This window comes from Microbacterium sp. MPR-TSA4, assembly GCF_058792815.1.
Genome location: NZ_JBXAFF010000004.1, coordinates 133,047 through 147,699, shown reverse-complemented (window position 1 = coordinate 147,699; position 14,653 = coordinate 133,047). Strand labels below are relative to the sequence as shown.

Here is a 14,653-nt window from a genome sequence, read left to right as displayed (position 1 = left end):
GGAGACCCATGTCCGTCGCCACCACGACCTCCGGCAGCCTGCCCCGCACCGCCGCCCTCATCGAGGCGAACGCCTCGCGCACCCTCGCCGACGACGGCTTCACGCTGCAGTCGACGCCCGCGTTCGAGTCGTTGACCGCCCAGGCCGTCGCGGACGTCGTGGAGCGTCAGCGCGCCGCCGGCATCACCCTCGTCGGCGACGGCGAGTTCGGCAAGGCCATGTCGAACGCGGTCGACTACGGCGCCTGGTGGTCGTACTCATTCCAGCGGGTGAGCGGCCTGTCGCTCACCGAGGTCAACGCGTTCAACGAGCCGCCGGTGCGCTCCGCGCCCGGCGAGATCCGCCTCACGAGCTTCCTCGACCGCCGCGATCGGCAGCTGTTCCCGGCCGTCTACGCCGAGGCCGTCGAGGCGGGGCGCACCGCCACCGCGTTCCCCACGACGACCGGACCGCTCGCGTACCGGGGTCACGATGCCGTGGCATCCGACATCCGTCACCTCACCGGCGCCCTCCGGGACGGCGAGCGGGGCTTCCTCACGGCCATCGCGCCCGGGTCTGCGGCGCGCGTGCGCAACGAGTACTACGCCGGCGACGAGGAGCACATCTTCGCGTGGGCCGACGCCCTGCGCGAGGAGTACCGCGCGATCGTCGACGCCGGGCTCATCCTGCAGCTGGACGACCCGTCGCTCGCCGAGAACTTCGACCAGATCAACCCGGAACCCTCGATCGCCGACTACCAGGCCTTCACGAAGATCCGCATCGACGCGATCAACCACGCCATCGCCGGGCTCCCCAAGGAGCAGGTGCGCCTGCACCTGTGCTGGGGGTCGTGGCACGGGCCGCACATCACCGACATCGAGCTGAAGGACATCCTGCCCGTCGTGCTGCAGGCGAACGTCGGCTCGATCTCGTTCGAGGCCGGCAACGTCCGCCACGAGCACGAGTTCGGTGCGTGGGCGGATGCCGCCGTGCCCGACGACCTGGTGCTCGTGCCCGGCGTCGTCAGCCACGCGACCAACGTCGTGGAGCACCCGGAGCTCGTCGCGCAGCGCATCCGCCGGTTCACCGACATCGTGGGCGCCGACCGCGTCATCGCCTCGACCGACTGCGGGCTCGGTGGACGCCTCCACCCCGACATCGCCTGGGCGAAGCTCGAGACGCTCGGCGAGGGCGCCCGCCGCGCCTGAGGGCACTCCGGCGCGTCCCCCGGGACGTTTCATGCCGGAATATCGGCTGCGCTCCGGCGAGGCGGGACAGAATCGAATCGGAAGCAGGTCGGGTCCGCGTCGACACCGTCGACGGCCCGCGAGTACGGCGCAGCGGGGGGATCAGCACCCTGCGCGATCGCGAGCTTGCGCAGCGACTCCACGTCTCTCGCACACCCGTCCGCGAAGCACTGATGCGCCTGGAGCGGATCGGCCTGGTCGAGATCGAACCCAGCCGTTTCACCCGCGTGACAGCGGTCGATGAGGCAATGGTCCGTCACCACCGCGAGCTCGCCGGCTACATGGCCGGGGTCGCCGCGCACATGGCCATGCCGCGATCGCGTTGACGCGGGTGCGGGGACGCGGACCGTTGCGCCGCGTCGCCACCGAGGTGCAGCATGTCGAGTGCGCCGAGCTGCGCACCGCGATCGTGACGCGCGACGTGGAGCGGGTCGAGCGGCTGATCCGCGTGCTGCACGGCATCCCGTGAGCGCGCACGAGACACGGGCGCCGATCCGGCAGAATCGATCCATGGCTCCCGTGCACGATCCCCACCTTCCCGCCGACCACGCGTGCCTCATCGTGCACGGTAGCGACAAGCCCGGCATCGTCGCGGCCGTATCGGCGATGATCACCCGCATCGGCGGCAACATCGTCGCCTTCGACCAGTTCTCCGACGACCACCGCGGCGGCGCGTACTTCCAGCGGGTCGTGTTCCACCGCCCCGACTTCGCCCTCGAGCGCCCCGCGATCGAGGCGGACATCGCTCAGACCCTCGCGGGCTTCGAGCTGGAGTGGTCGCTGACCGATCAGTCGGTACCCAAGCGCATGGCCATCCTCGCCTCGAAGCAGGACCACTGCCTGCTCGACCTGCTGTGGCGCCACCGCCGCGGCGACCTGCCGGTCACCATCCCCATGGTGATCTCGAACCACACGACGACGGCCGAGGACGTCCGCAGCTTCGGCGTGCCGTTCTTCCACGTGCCGTCGGTCGCGGGCCCCGACAAGTCGGCGGCGGAGGAGGAGATCCTGAAGCTTCTCGTCGGCAACGTCGACTTCGTCGTGCTGGCGCGCTACATGCAGATCCTCTCGCCCGAGTTCCTCGAACGCCTCGGCGTGCCCGTGATCAACATCCACCACTCGTTCCTGCCCGCCTTCATCGGCGCCGAGCCCTACAAGAAGGCCAAGGAGCGCGGCGTCAAGCTCATCGGCGCCACCTCGCATTATGTGACGGGCGATCTCGACGAGGGACCCATCATCGAGCAGGACACCGTGCGGGTCACCCACGCCGAGTCATCGGCGGAGCTCGCTCGGCGCGGTGCGGACGTCGAGCGTCAGGTGCTCTCACGTGCCGTGCTGTGGCACGCCGAGGACCGGGTCATCCGCCACGGCAACCACACGATCGTCTTCTGAGCGGCGGCCCGGCCCGGCGGGCGTCAGTACACGTACTCCATGAGGTCGAGCCCGAGGGCGCGGAACGCCTCGTGCGCGCGCAGCCGGTGCGCGACCGACAGATCGTCGAAGCACACGATGAGGGCGTAGGCGGCGCCGGCGCGCGGCCCGGCGATGACTCCGGCCTCGGCGCGGATGCCGTCGCCCCGGCCGGTCTTGTTGACGAAGAGCAGACCGTGGCGGTCGTCGTCGTGCGCGAAGGGGTCGAGCGCCGTGCTCGCGGCGACGAGCGCCAGATCCTGGTTGAGGCTCAGCCACTCCGACACCTGTGCGCTCACCGCCGGCGAGACGACCTGGGCGTTCACGAGGCCCGCGAAGAGGGTGACGAGCTCTCCCGTCGAGGCGAGGCCGACGTGCGGGGCGTCGTCGAGGCCGCGCTGATCGCGGAAGCCGTCGATCAGGGCCGTCTTGACGAGACCGATCTGCTCGACGCGCGCACGGACGGCGTCGAGCCCAACGCGCTCGAGCAGGGCGTTCGCGGCGGCCGCGTCCGACGCCGCCGCCGCCAGCACGGCGAGGTCGCGCACCGGCAGGGCGGGCGCCGCCAGCCGGTGCCAGAGGCCGCCGACCGTGACCGGCGGCACCGACGTGCGCTCGATGATCTCGAGGGGATCGAGCGTGCCGGCATCCATCTGCGCGGCCACCTCGATGAGCAGCGGCACGACGCCGATGCCCGCCACGGGGAGCACGAGGTGGGCGTCGCCGGCGAGCACCGTCTCGCCCGAGTCGAGGTCGGTCACGCACACCGAGACCTGCGCACCGGCGGCCGCCACGGCGTCGAGCGCGGCGAGCGCCGTCGAGAACGATCGCGCCCGCCCGCCGGATCGCCGCGGCGAGCGGCGGGATGCGGGGCGCTCCCCCCGCCGCGGCGATGCGGTGGTCACCAGATCGTGACGCGCTGGTCGGCGTCCAGCCACAGCGCGTCGGTCTCGGCGACGTCGAACGCCCGGTAGAACTCGTCGACGTTGCGGACGATCTGGTTGCAGCGGAACTCGTTGGGCGAGTGCGGGTCGATCGTCAGCAGACGGATCGTCTCGGCGTCGCGCCCCTTCTGCTGCCAGATCTGCGCCCAGCTCAGCAGCAGCCGCTGGATGCCGGTGAAGCCGTCGATCACCGGCCCGTCGGCGTTCTCGTCCGTGACGTCGGCGCCGCTGTCCAGACCCAGCGAGAGCCGGTACGCCTTGATGGCGATGCCGAGCCCGCCGAGATCGCCGATGTTCTCGCCGATCGTGAGCGCCCCGTTGACGTGGTGCTCGGCGGCGAGACCCTGCGGCACGAGCTCGTCGTACTGGGCGATCAGGGCCGCCGTGCGCTGCTGGAACGCCGCGCGATCCTCGTCGGTCCACCAGTCGCGGAGCGCGCCGGTGCCGTCGAAGGCCGACCCCTGATCGTCGAAGCCGTGGCCGATCTCGTGGCCGATCACGGCGCCGATGCCGCCGTAGTTGGCCGCGGCATCCCGATCGAGCTCGAAGAACGGGTACTGCAGGATCGCCGCGGGGAAGACGATCTCGTTCATCAGCGGGTTGTAGTACGCGTTGACCGTCTGCGGGGTCATGTACCACTCGTCGCGGTCGATGGGTGCTCCGAGCTTCGCGATCTGCCGCTCGTGCTCCCACGCGTTGGTGCGGCGGACGTTGCCGATGAGGTCGGCGGCGTCGACCTCCAGAGCGGTGTAGTCCTTCCACTTCTGCGGGTAGCCCACCTTGGGGGTGAAGGCGGCGAGCTTCTCCAGCGCACGGCCGCGGGTCTCGGGCGTCATCCACTCCAGCGTCGCGATCGACGCGCGATAGGCCTCGATGAGGTTCGCCACCAGCTCGTCCATCGCCTCCTTGGCCGCCGGCGGGAAGTGGCGATCGACGTACACCTTGCCGACCGCTTCGCCCATGGCCGCCTCGACGAAGCCGACACCGCGCTTCCAGCGTTCGCGGTTGACCGGGACGCCGGTGAGCTCGGTGCCGTAGAAGGCGAAGTTGGCCTCGACGAACGCAGCGGACAGGAACGCCGCCGACGCGCGCACGACGTGCAGTCGCAGCCAGGCCTTCCAGTCGTCGAGGCGGTCCTCGACGAGCAGGCCGCCGAGGCCGGAGAAGTAGCTCGGCTCGTTCACGTTGATCTCGGCGAACCCGTCACGGCGCCCCGGCGCGACGGCGTCGAGCCAGGGATCGAGGTCGACGCCGACGAGCCCCTGCACCTCATCCCAGGTCATGAGGTTGTAGGTGGCGACCGCGTCGCGGGTGCGCACGTTGTCCCAGTGGTGCGTCGCCAGCTCGGTCTCGAGCGCGAGCACCCGGTCGGCCTGGCGCCCGGCATCCTCGCCCGCGGCGTCGACGCCGGCGAGCGCGAGCATCGTCTGCACGTAGTCGCGGAACGCGACACGGGTCTTGTCGAAGTTCTCCAGCCGGTAGTAGGTCTCATCGGGCAGCGAGAGCCCGGACTGGACGAAGAAGGAGACGTAGCGCTCGGGGTTGCCCGGGTCGGGCTCGATGTACACGCCGATCATGCCGCCGACGCCCTCGCGCTCGAGCTCGCCGACCGTGCGCAGCAGCGCGGGGACGGAGTCGATCGCGTCGACCCGGGCGAGCTGGTCGCGCAGGGGCTCGGCGCCGCGCTGCTCGATCCGCTCCGTGTCCATGAAGCTCGTGAACAGGTCGCCGATCTTGCGCGCCTCGGTCCCCGGCTCCGCCGCCGTCGACTCCTCGATGATCGCGCGGACGTCCTTCTCGGCCTGCTCCGCGATGAGGTGGAACGAGCCCCACCGCGCCTTGTCGTCGGGGATCTCGGTGCGTTCCAACCAGGCTCCGTTGACGTGGCGGAAGAGGTCGTCCTGAGGACGGATGCCGGGGCTCAACGCGGACAGCTCGATACCCGAGCGCAGGGAGGGATCGGTCATGCCGTACAGGATACGCGCCGGTTCTGACCGCGCGATCCGTGTTCACCCGTCGTTCGTCGTACATCCGTCGGGCACCGGCTCGCTCTCGAACCGGGCCCGCGTCCACGCCAGCAGATCGGCGGTCGTCGGGGCGTAGCCCTCCATGATCTGGGCGTGCTCGTATCCGTCGTAGCGACGGTAGTCGACGCGCTGGCCGGCGTCGCACATGCGCGCGACGGCGTCGTCCTGCGCCCCCACCGAGATGATCGTGTCGGCGCGCCCCTGACCGACGAACACGGGGGGACCGATGAGCGCGGGGGCGGTGCTCTGGCGCAGCCGGGCGCCGAGCGGACCCGTCGTGGGGTCGTCCGCGAAGATGTCGCGGTCTTCGCTGAGTCCGACGACCGCCAGCACCGACAGCGCCATCGTGGGCTCGTTCAGACAGCGTTGGGACATGGCCCGGACGACCGTCTGCGCGCCCGGGCGGATGTACCGGTCGTAGGTCACCTCGGGATCGATCGCCTCGTAGGCGGCGAAGGCGTAGGAGGCGAAGATCGTCCCGCCCGCCACCTGCGAGACGTCGCGCACGAGCCGCAGCGGATCGACGGCGGGAGCGAGGGCCGCCACGCCGCGCACCCACAGGCCGGGGGCGTAGGAGCGGGCGAGCGCGCCCGACCAGAGCGCGGCACCGCCGCCCTGGGAGTGGCCCCAGATCACGGTGTTGCGGCTGAGGTGCGCGTCCTCGAGCTCCCACGCGGCGCGCACGGCGTCGAGCGAGGCCCACGCGCTCGCCTCGCCGAACAGGTACGGATGCGGCCCCGTGGTGCCCAGCCCGCTGTAGTCGGTCGCGACCATCGCCCACCCCTCGGCGACGACTTTGCGCGGGTAGTACATCGCGCCGACCCAGAACGGGCGCTGCTGCAGGGTGGGAGCGCAGTGCTGGGCGAACCCCGTCGTGCCGTGGTTCCACTGCACGACCGGCCAGCGTGTGCCCTCCGCGCGGTCGCGCGGCACCATGACCATCCCGCTCGCGACGCGGAGCCGTCCGTCGACGCCGGTCGTCGTGTAGAGGATGCGCCAGGCCCGCGCCTTCGCGGGGACCTCGTTCGTGAACTCCTCCGCACGGATCAGCCGGCCCGGCTCGGACGGCACGTCGCGCGGAGCGGCGTAGAACTCGTCGACGACCGTGGAGCCGTCGCGCAGCGGCGTCGTCACGATGGCGACGGTCACCGCGAGGGCCACGGAGCCGAGGGCCATGGCGGTGCGCCCCCAGCGGCGCTGCGGCGCGGGGCGCCGGGGGTCACGGCGCTCGTCGCGGCGCCGGCGGAGCGCCGCCCACAGGTCGACGCTGCCGCGGATGATGAGCGAGGCCCCGAACACGACGGCGACGACGAGCAGCGTGATGTCGGGCCAGACGAGCGCCAGGACGCCGAAGATCAGGCCGGTCGCGCCGAAGGCGGCATCCGAGATCCGCTCATCCCAGCCGCGGCCCGCCCGGAACGCGGACAGCACCCCGATCCCGCCGTTGACGAGCAGCAGGATGCCGGTGATGTCGGCGACGGCCCGCACCGTGAGCCCGGGCCACACGAGCACGAACAGCCCGAGGGCGAACCAGCCGATCGCGACCGGCCACCGCCACCAGCGGCCGCCGCGCTCCTCGGCACGGCCGTTCGCCTCCAGCACGCCGGTGAGCACCATGCCGCCGCCGAGGAGGAGGGCCAGCACGTCGAGCGCGGTCGTCGGGCGCCAGACGATCACGGCGCCCAGCGCCACGGTCGCGATCGCGAGCGCGATCCGCAGCCCTTCCGGCATCCGCGCGTGCAGCCGCCACAGCGGGAGGTCCTGCAGGATGCCGTGCCGCGCCATCGATCCAGGCTAGAGGAGTCGCGCTCGCCCTCCGGACGGGGTCGGCAGCGGCCCCTAGGCTCGGAGTATGGCCACCCCCACCCTCAACCGCGAGATCCTGCGGCTGGCGGTTCCGGCCCTGGGCGCGCTCGTCGCCGAACCGCTCTTCCTCATCGTCGACGCGGCCCTGGTCGGCCACCTCGGGGTCGTGCCGCTGGCCGGTCTCGGCATCGCCTCGGCGGTGCTGCAGACGATCGTCGGCCTCATGGTGTTCCTCGCCTACTCGACGACACCCGCCGTCGCGCGGCGATTCGGCGCCGGCGACCAGACCAACGCCGTCCGCGCCGGCATCGACGGCCTCTGGCTCGCGCTCGGCCTGGGCGCCGTGCTCGCCGTCGCCGGATCGCTGCTGACCCCCTGGCTCGTCTCGCTGTTCGGCGCGGGCGCCGACGTCGCCGCGCAGGCCGTGATCTACCTGCAGCTGTCGATGTGGGGCCTGCCGGCGATGCTCATCGTGTTCGCCGCGACGGGACTGCTGCGCGGCATGCAGAACACCGTGACGCCGCTGTGGATCGCCGGGCTCGGGTTCGGCTTGAACGCGCTGCTCAACGCCGTCTTCATCTACGGGTTCGGGTGGGGCATCGCCGGCTCCGCGGCGGGCACCGTGGCCGCGCAGTGGGCCATGGTCGGCGCGTACGCCGTCGTCGTGGGCCGGCTGGCCCAGCGCCACGCGGCATCCCTGCGCCCCCAGCGCGACGGACTGCGCGGATCGGCGCGGGCGGGTGGCTGGCTGTTCCTGCGCACCGTCTCGCTGCGCGCCGCGTTCCTGGCCACGGTGTTCGCGGCGACGGCCCTCGGCACCGACGAACTGGCCGGCTGGCAGGTCGCCTTCACGATCTTCTCCACCGCCGCCTTCGCGCTCGACGCGCTCGCGATCGCGGCGCAGGCCCTCATCGGGCGCGGGCTCGGGGCGGGAGACGAGACGTTCGTGCGCCGCGTCCTCGGCCGCACCGTGGCGTGGGGCGTGTGGTTCGGCGTGCTCGTGGGCGGCGCCATCGGCGCCCTGTCGGGGGTGATCGGTCTCGTCTTCACCGGCTCGCCCGACGTCGCCGCGCTGGTGCAGCCGGCACTCGTGGCGCTGGCGGTCGCGCAGCCCGTCTGCGGCGTCGTCTTCGTCCTCGACGGCGTGCTCATGGGCGCGGGCGACGTGCGCTACCTGGCGCTGGCCGGAGCGGTGAACCTCGTCCCCTACATCCCCGCGCTCGCGGTGCTGTGGATCGTGCATCCCACGGGCGCCTCGGGCCTGATGTGGCTCGCGATCTGCTTCTTCGGCGTGTACATGCTGGCGCGGCTGGCGACCCTCGGCTGGCGGGTGCGGCGGCCGGAATGGACCACCGCGGGCGCCTGAGCACGACGGCGGCTCACGCCCAGCGGCGACACCACTCGTACATGACGACCGCCGCGGCGGCGCTCGCGTTGATCGAGCGGGTCGATCCGTACTGCGTGATCTCGACGACGGCGGATGCCGCCGCCACCGCCTCGGCCGACAGTCCGGGGCCCTCCTGCCCGAACAGCAGCACGCACCGCTCGGGCAGCTCGGCCCGGTCGACCGGCAGCGACCCGTCGACGTTATCGACCGCGATCACGGGGATCGCGACCTCCCGGGCCCACGCGGTGAAGGCGGCGACGTCCTCGTGGTGGCGGACGTGCTGGTAGCGGTCGGTGACCATGGCGCCGCGGCGGTTCCACCGGCGCCGGCCGATGATGTGCACCTCGGCCGCGCCGAACGCGTTGGCGCTGCGGACGATCGAGCCGATGTTCATGTCGTGCTGCCAGTTCTCGATGGCGACGTGGAACGGATGCCGGTGCTCGTCGAGGTCGGCGACGATCGCGGCCATGGTCCAGTAGCGGTACCGGTCGACGACGTTGCGGCGATCGCCGTCGGCGAGCAGGTCACGGTCGTACCGGGGGTCGTCGGGCCAGGCGTCCGCTCCCCCGGGCCACGGCCCGACGCCGACGGGCAGCTGCGGCTCGCCGTCCGCGTCGGGCGCGGCTTCCGGCGATCGCGCGGGGTCGGTCATCGCTCCAGGCTACCGATCCGGCCGGTCACGGCCCTCCGGCCTGCACAACTCCGCCCGAGCCGGGCTCGCGGCCTGTTACACCCCCACCTGTCCTCGCTCGGGCGGAGTCACGCAGACGCCGCATCCCCGACGTGCCAGATTTCGGCGCACCGAAATCTCTGCTAATTTTTCGGCATGCCGAAAAATCCTCCCTCGACGCTGGAGACGGGTAGCCGTGCGACCCGGCCTGCGCGGCCCGCAGCCGTACCGGCGAGGACGCGGCGCGCGGCGTGGTTGCTCGGGCCGGCGCTCGTCGCGGGGGTCGCCTATCTCGACCCGGGCAACGTCGCGAGCAACATGACCGCCGGCGCGCGCTTCGGCTACCTGCTGGTCTGGGTGGTCCTCCTGGGCAACACGATGGCGTGGCTCATCCAGTACCTGTCGGCCAAGCTGGGCATCGTCACGGGCCAGAGCCTCGCCGAGACCCTCGGCACCCGCCTGCGCACCCCCTGGGCCCGCCGCCTGTACTGGCTGCAGGCCGAGCTCGTCGCCATGGCGACCGACGTCGCCGAGGTGATCGGCGGCGCCGTCGCCCTCTGGCTGCTGTTCGGGGTACCGCTCCCCGTCGGCGGGCTCATCACCGGGGCGGTGTCGATCGCCCTCCTGCTCGTTCAGCAGCGCCGCGGCGCCCGCAGCTTCGAGTTCGTCGTGATCGGCCTGCTCGTCGTGATCTCCATCGGCTTCACCTACGGGGTGTTCGTCGCCCCACCGGATGCCGCGGGCGTCGCCGCCGGCATGGTCCCCCGGTTCGAGGGTTCCGAGTCGGTGCTGCTCGCGGCATCCATCCTGGGTGCGACGATCATGCCGCACGCGATCTACGCGCACAGCGCGCTGGCGCGCGACCGCTTCTCCGCGCCGGGCGCGCGGGCGGAGGACCGCGCGCAGTCGACCCCGACCCTGCTGCGCGCGACCCGGTGGGACGTGACGATCGCGCTCGTCGTGGCGGGCACCGTCAACCTCGCGATCCTGCTGCTGGCGGCGGCGAACCTCGCCGGGGTGGCCGGGACCGACAGCCTCGAGGGTGCGTACGCCGCCCTCTCCGCCGGCCTCGGCGGGGTCGTCGCGACGATGTTTGCCGTCGGCCTCCTCGCGAGCGGGCTGGCCAGCACGGCGGTCGGCGCGTATGCGGGGGCCGAGATCATGCACGGACTGCTGCGCATCCGCGTGCCGCTGATCGCGCGGCGGCTCGTCACCCTCGTGCCGGCCATCGCGATCCTGGCGCTCGGGGTCGACCCGACCTGGGCGCTGATCCTCAGCCAGGTGGTGCTGAGCTTCGGCATCCCGTTCGCGCTCATCCCCCTCGTCGCACTGACGGCGCGGCGCGACGTGCTCGGCGCGCACCGCAACCGCTGGTGGACGACCGTCGCGGGCGCGCTGGCCTCGGCGTTCCTGGTGGCGCTGAACGCCGTGCTGCTGTGGCTCGTGCTGTCGGGCGGATAGTCCCGGCCCGCTAGCCTGAAGACGTGGCTGCGAACTCCGTCGCGATCGACGACTACCTGAAGACGATCTACCACCACACCGAGTGGCAGACCACGCCGATCACGTCGTCGCAGCTGGCGTCCGAGCTGAAGCTCGCCCCCTCGACGGTGACCGAGATGGTGCAGAAGCTCGTCGGCCTGGGCCTGGTCGACCACCGCCCGTACGGTCCGGTGTCCCTCACCGAGGCGGGTCGGCTCCGGGCGGCATCCATCATCCGCCGGCATCGCCTCATCGAGACGTGGCTCGTGCAGGAGTTCGGCTACGCCTGGGACGAGGTGCACGACGAGGCGGAGGTGCTCGAGCACACGATCAGCGACCGGCTGCTCGCGGGCATCGACGAGCGACTGGGTCACCCGCGGTTCGACCCCCACGGCGATGCGATCCCGGATGCCGCGGGCAACGTCCACCGCCTCCCGTTCGTGCTCCTGGCCGCCGCCGACCTGGGCCACACCGGCGAGGTGCTCCGCGTCAGCGACCGCGATCCCGAGCTGCTTCGGGCGCTGGAGGGAGCGGGCATCGATGTGGGGCACCGCCTCGTGGTCGCGGGAGCCGACGTCGTCCGCGTCGACGACGGCGCGACCGTGACGCTTCCCGCCGGCGCGGCCGGTGCGGTCTGGCTGACCGCCTGACCCGGGTGGCGCCCGCCCGCCGCCCCGACAGGGATGGTCCCGACAGGGATGTCCCACAAGAGGTCCCCTGCGGGCCCTCCGCACCGCACAATCTGGGACGCACCCCGCTACAAGTGGGACACGGTCGGGGCGAGGGGGGCATCGCGACCGGGACCGCGGAGGAGCTGGCGGCGGGCTCAGCGCCGCCAGGGGCGGCGGGTGCGACTGGCCTTCAGGTACGGCCAGGTGATCCCCGTGGCGTGCTCGCAGTAGGCCCACAGCCGCGCGGCGATGTCCTCGTCGCGCGTGAGCTTGCTGGCGGTGCCGAGTGCCGGCGGCCCGGCGACGAGGCGCGACGGGCCCCAGAACTGACCGCCCGTCGCCTCGGGGTCGACGAGCGCCCGCACGAGCGGCCAGGCCCCGTGCTCCTTCGACTGGGTGATCGGAGCCTGCAGGTTGTCGACGAAGCGCGTCATCCGCGACGGCTCGTTGACCCCGAGGATGCCGCGGGTGCGGCCGCTGATGGCGTAGCCCGGGTGCGCGACGACACTGTCGATGGGCACGTTCGCGGCGCGCAGCCGCCGGTCGGCCTCGAAGCCGAGAGCGGTCGTCGCGACCTTCGACTGCACGTACGCGCGCCACGGCGAGTAGTTCGTCTCCAGCTCGGGGTCGACGGGGTCGTAGTTGCCCATGGCGGTGGACATCGACCCGACCCACACCATGCGTCCGCGCCCCGCGGCGAGGGGCAGCAGCAGTTCGCCGGCGAGCGCATAGTGGCCGAGCGCGTTGGTCGCGAAGACGACCTCGTGCCCATCGGCGGTGGTCTCGCGACGGCGCGGCGGGTGCACGATCCCGGCGTTGAGCAGCAGGCCGTGCAGGCCGGCGCGGCCACGGACGGTCGCGGCCGCCGCGCGCACCGACCCGAGGTTGCTCGTGTCGAGCAGGAGCGTCGCGATCTCGGCATCCGGCACCTGACGACGCACCGCCGCGCGCGCGACGGCGAGCTTGTTCGGATTGCGGCCGGTCATGATGACGTGCGCGCCGGCACCGGCCAGCTGCAGCGAGGAGAAGAAGCCCAGGCCCGCCGTCGACCCCGTGACGAGGTACCGCTTCCCGGACAGGTCGGGGAGCGTCGTCGGGTCCCAGTCATCGCGTGCCACGCGTCGAGACTACGACCGGACGGCCCCGCTAGGCTGGCCCCATGCGGACACGCGCCGATATCGAATGCTGGCTGACGGACATGGACGGCGTCCTCGTCCACGAGAACAAGCCCATCCCCGGCGCCGCCGAGCTGCTCGCGCAGTGGCGCGACGCGGGCACGCCGTTCCTCGTGCTGACGAACAACCCGTTCTACACGCCGCGCGATCTGAGCGCGCGGCTGCGCATCTCGGGCCTCGAGGTGCCCGAAGACCGCATCTGGACGTCGGCGCTCGCGACGGCGGACTTCCTGCGTTCGCAGCAGCCGGGCGGCACGGCGTTCGTGATCGGCGAGGCGGGGCTGACGACCGCTCTGCACGAGGCGGGGTACGTCCAGACGGAGACGCAGCCCGACTACGTCGTCATCGGCGAGACCCGCAACTACTCGTTCGACCGCATCACGCAGGCGATCCGCTTCATCAACGCCGGCGCGCGCTTCATCATCACCAACCCCGATGCGACCGGTCCGACCCCGACGGGCGTCGTGCCGGCGACCGGCTCGTTCGCGGCGCTCATCACGCACGCGACCGGCAAGGAGCCCTACGTCGTCGGCAAGCCGAACCCGATGATGTTCCGCTCGGCGATGAACCGCATCGGCGCGCACTCCGAGAACACCGGGATGATCGGCGACCGCATGGACACCGACGTGGTGGCCGGCATCGAGGCGGGCCTGCACACGATCCTCGTGCGCACCGGCATCTCCGACGACGCCGAGATCGAGCGCTACCCCTTCCGCCCCGACGAGATCGTGGACTCGGTCGCCGACCTGCTGGCCGCCGAGCCGGCGGAGTCCGAGATGCCCGAGGGTCTGTGACGGAGCGCAGCTCCGGTCGACGGGTCACCCTCACCGAGGTCGCGGAGCGGGCGGGCGTCTCCCGCTCGGCCGCATCGTTCGCCCTGAACGGCCGCCTCGACCAGCGCCTGTCCGAAGAGACGATGGCGCGCGTGCGCAAAGCCGCCGACGATCTCGGCTACCGCGCCAATGTCACGGCCAAGACGCTGCGCACGGGCCGGTCGGGCACCGTCGCCCTGGTCTCGGACTTCGTCAGCTCGACGTCGTTCGCCAACTCGATGGTGCGCGGGGCGCTGGAGCGCCTGCGCGAGGCGGGGCTGCTCCTGTTCACCGTCGACACGCAGGGGGATGCCGAGATGGAGCGCCGCTTCCTCGACGACCTCGTCGCCCGCGACATCGACGGCATCCTGTACGCCTCGATGTTCACGCGGCGCGTGACACCCCCGGCATCCGCCCGGCACACGCCCCTCGTGCTCATGAACTGCGAGGCCGACGCGCCCGCGATCAGCTCGGTCGTACCCGACGAGCGCGCCGCCGGAGCGGCGGCCGCCCGCGCGCTGCTGGACGCCGGCCACGACCGTGACATCTGGTTCGTCGGCACGCTGGCTCCGGGCCGCACGGGCGGCTCCGCCTGGCACGAGTGGGGCCCGGTCGCGCTGCCGCGGCGCCTCGAGGGCATCCGCGAGACGCTCGCGGGGGCGGGCATCGGGCTCGCCGGCGACGTGGCGGTGGACGACGACTGGACCGTGCACGACGGCCGGGATGCCGCGGAGCGCCTGCTCGCGACGGGGGCGCGCCCGCGGGCGATCATCTGCGTCAACGACGCCGTCGGCGTGGGGGTCTTCCAGGCCCTGCGCCGTGCGGGACTGCGGGTGCCCGACGACGTCTCGCTCGTGTCGTTCGACGGCGGCGTGCTCGCCGAGGCGACCGACCCGCAGCTCGTCTCACTGCGCCTGCCCCAGGCCGAGATCGGCCGCCGGGCGGCGGATCTGCTGCTGTCCCCGGGCGACGGCGTGCGTCACGAGCTGGTCGAGATGCCGGTCAGCGCCGGCGGCTCCATCGCCGCACCCCGGGCGTGAGCGCCG

Annotated in this window: 13 protein-coding genes; 8 read left to right on the top strand and 5 right to left on the bottom strand. The window is 72.3% G+C overall.

The window, feature by feature from the left end; genetic code table 11:
* Positions 1 to 8: 8 nt before the first annotated feature.
* The 3 genes from AC1Q49_RS04255 (at position 9) to purU (ending at position 2,618) form a co-directional block, all read left to right on the top strand.
* Positions 9 to 1,187, top strand: a complete 1,179-nt coding sequence (locus AC1Q49_RS04255) for a cobalamin-independent methionine synthase II family protein (protein WP_492491048.1) — start codon at positions 9 to 11, stop codon at positions 1,185 to 1,187.
* Entirely contained in the window at positions 1,106 to 1,552 is a 447-nt protein-coding gene (locus AC1Q49_RS04250) for a GntR family transcriptional regulator (RefSeq protein ID WP_492491057.1), read from the top strand. The genes AC1Q49_RS04255 and AC1Q49_RS04250 overlap by 82 nt, the downstream gene beginning before the upstream one ends.
* 184 nt (positions 1,553 to 1,736) lie before the next feature.
* Positions 1,737 to 2,618 (top strand): formyltetrahydrofolate deformylase, encoded by an 882-nt coding sequence (gene purU, locus AC1Q49_RS04245; RefSeq protein ID WP_101305393.1) that lies wholly within the window; start codon positions 1,737 to 1,739, stop codon positions 2,616 to 2,618.
* 23 nt (positions 2,619 to 2,641) lie between these two features.
* Here the strand turns inward: purU and AC1Q49_RS04240 are convergent, their stop codons facing one another.
* From AC1Q49_RS04240 to AC1Q49_RS04230, 3 genes are read right to left on the bottom strand one after another with little or no spacing between them, the layout of a single operon-like run.
* Complete coding sequence (locus AC1Q49_RS04240) at positions 2,642 to 3,541, bottom strand: serine hydrolase (RefSeq protein WP_223848803.1); 900 nt, start codon at positions 3,539 to 3,541, stop codon at positions 2,642 to 2,644.
* The gene (locus tag AC1Q49_RS04235; RefSeq protein ID WP_492491047.1) at positions 3,538 to 5,547 is read right to left on the bottom strand and encodes a M13 family metallopeptidase; all 2,010 of its coding nucleotides are present in this window, start codon (positions 5,545 to 5,547) and stop codon (positions 3,538 to 3,540) included. Before AC1Q49_RS04235 ends, AC1Q49_RS04240 begins: the two co-directional genes overlap by 4 nt.
* 42 nt (positions 5,548 to 5,589) lie before the next feature.
* Positions 5,590 to 7,392 (bottom strand): lipase family protein, encoded by a 1,803-nt coding sequence (locus tag AC1Q49_RS04230; protein WP_101305391.1) that lies wholly within the window; start codon positions 7,390 to 7,392, stop codon positions 5,590 to 5,592.
* 67 nt (positions 7,393 to 7,459) lie between these two features.
* Here AC1Q49_RS04230 and AC1Q49_RS04225 point away from each other — a divergent pair, with 67 nt between their 5' ends.
* Positions 7,460 to 8,779, top strand: a complete 1,320-nt coding sequence (locus AC1Q49_RS04225) for an MATE family efflux transporter (RefSeq protein WP_101305390.1) — start codon at positions 7,460 to 7,462, stop codon at positions 8,777 to 8,779.
* Between the two features lie 13 nt (positions 8,780 to 8,792).
* Here the strand turns inward: AC1Q49_RS04225 and AC1Q49_RS04220 are convergent, their stop codons facing one another.
* Complete coding sequence (locus AC1Q49_RS04220) at positions 8,793 to 9,452, bottom strand: TrmH family RNA methyltransferase (protein ID WP_492491046.1); 660 nt, start codon at positions 9,450 to 9,452, stop codon at positions 8,793 to 8,795.
* A 174-nt stretch (positions 9,453 to 9,626) separates the two neighbouring features.
* Here AC1Q49_RS04220 and AC1Q49_RS04215 point away from each other — a divergent pair, with 174 nt between their 5' ends.
* Positions 9,627 to 10,931, top strand: a complete 1,305-nt coding sequence (locus AC1Q49_RS04215; RefSeq protein WP_492491045.1) for an Nramp family divalent metal transporter — start codon at positions 9,627 to 9,629, stop codon at positions 10,929 to 10,931.
* Between the two features lie 23 nt (positions 10,932 to 10,954).
* On the top strand, positions 10,955 to 11,599 hold the full coding sequence (locus AC1Q49_RS04210) for a metal-dependent transcriptional regulator (protein WP_060959696.1): 645 nt from the start codon (positions 10,955 to 10,957) through the stop codon (positions 11,597 to 11,599).
* A gap of 176 nt (positions 11,600 to 11,775) precedes the next feature.
* On the opposite strand, the gene AC1Q49_RS04205 is transcribed toward AC1Q49_RS04210, so the two are convergent.
* Positions 11,776 to 12,738: an SDR family NAD(P)-dependent oxidoreductase gene (locus AC1Q49_RS04205; RefSeq protein WP_492491044.1), complete on the bottom strand. Its 963-nt coding sequence runs from the start codon at positions 12,736 to 12,738 to the stop codon at positions 11,776 to 11,778.
* 41 nt (positions 12,739 to 12,779) lie between these two features.
* On the opposite strand from AC1Q49_RS04205, the gene AC1Q49_RS04200 reads away from it, so the two are divergent.
* Positions 12,780 to 13,589 (top strand): HAD-IIA family hydrolase, encoded by an 810-nt coding sequence (locus AC1Q49_RS04200; RefSeq protein ID WP_060959698.1) that lies wholly within the window; start codon positions 12,780 to 12,782, stop codon positions 13,587 to 13,589.
* The gene (locus tag AC1Q49_RS04195; protein WP_061782204.1) at positions 13,586 to 14,647 is read left to right on the top strand and encodes a LacI family DNA-binding transcriptional regulator; all 1,062 of its coding nucleotides are present in this window, start codon (positions 13,586 to 13,588) and stop codon (positions 14,645 to 14,647) included. The genes AC1Q49_RS04200 and AC1Q49_RS04195 overlap by 4 nt, the downstream gene beginning before the upstream one ends.
* The last annotated feature ends 6 nt before the right edge of the window (positions 14,648 to 14,653 follow it).

What these genes read in the sequence shown, in the direction of transcription:
- AC1Q49_RS04220 (WP_492491046.1), bottom strand. Translation starts at nt 9,452, where the DNA reads ATGACCGACCCCGCGCGATCGCCGGAAGCCGCGCCCGACGCGGACGGC.
- AC1Q49_RS04200 (WP_060959698.1), top strand. Translation starts at nt 12,780, where the DNA reads ATGCGGACACGCGCCGATATCGAATGCTGGCTGACGGACATGGACGGC.
- AC1Q49_RS04235 (WP_492491047.1), bottom strand. Translation starts at nt 5,547, where the DNA reads ATGACCGATCCCTCCCTGCGCTCGGGTATCGAGCTGTCCGCGTTGAGC.
- purU (WP_101305393.1), top strand. Translation starts at nt 1,737, where the DNA reads ATGGCTCCCGTGCACGATCCCCACCTTCCCGCCGACCACGCGTGCCTC.
- AC1Q49_RS04215 (WP_492491045.1), top strand. Translation starts at nt 9,627, where the DNA reads ATGCCGAAAAATCCTCCCTCGACGCTGGAGACGGGTAGCCGTGCGACC.
- AC1Q49_RS04225 (WP_101305390.1), top strand. Translation starts at nt 7,460, where the DNA reads ATGGCCACCCCCACCCTCAACCGCGAGATCCTGCGGCTGGCGGTTCCG.
- AC1Q49_RS04255 (WP_492491048.1), top strand. Translation starts at nt 9, where the DNA reads ATGTCCGTCGCCACCACGACCTCCGGCAGCCTGCCCCGCACCGCCGCC.
- AC1Q49_RS04230 (WP_101305391.1), bottom strand. Translation starts at nt 7,392, where the DNA reads ATGGCGCGGCACGGCATCCTGCAGGACCTCCCGCTGTGGCGGCTGCAC.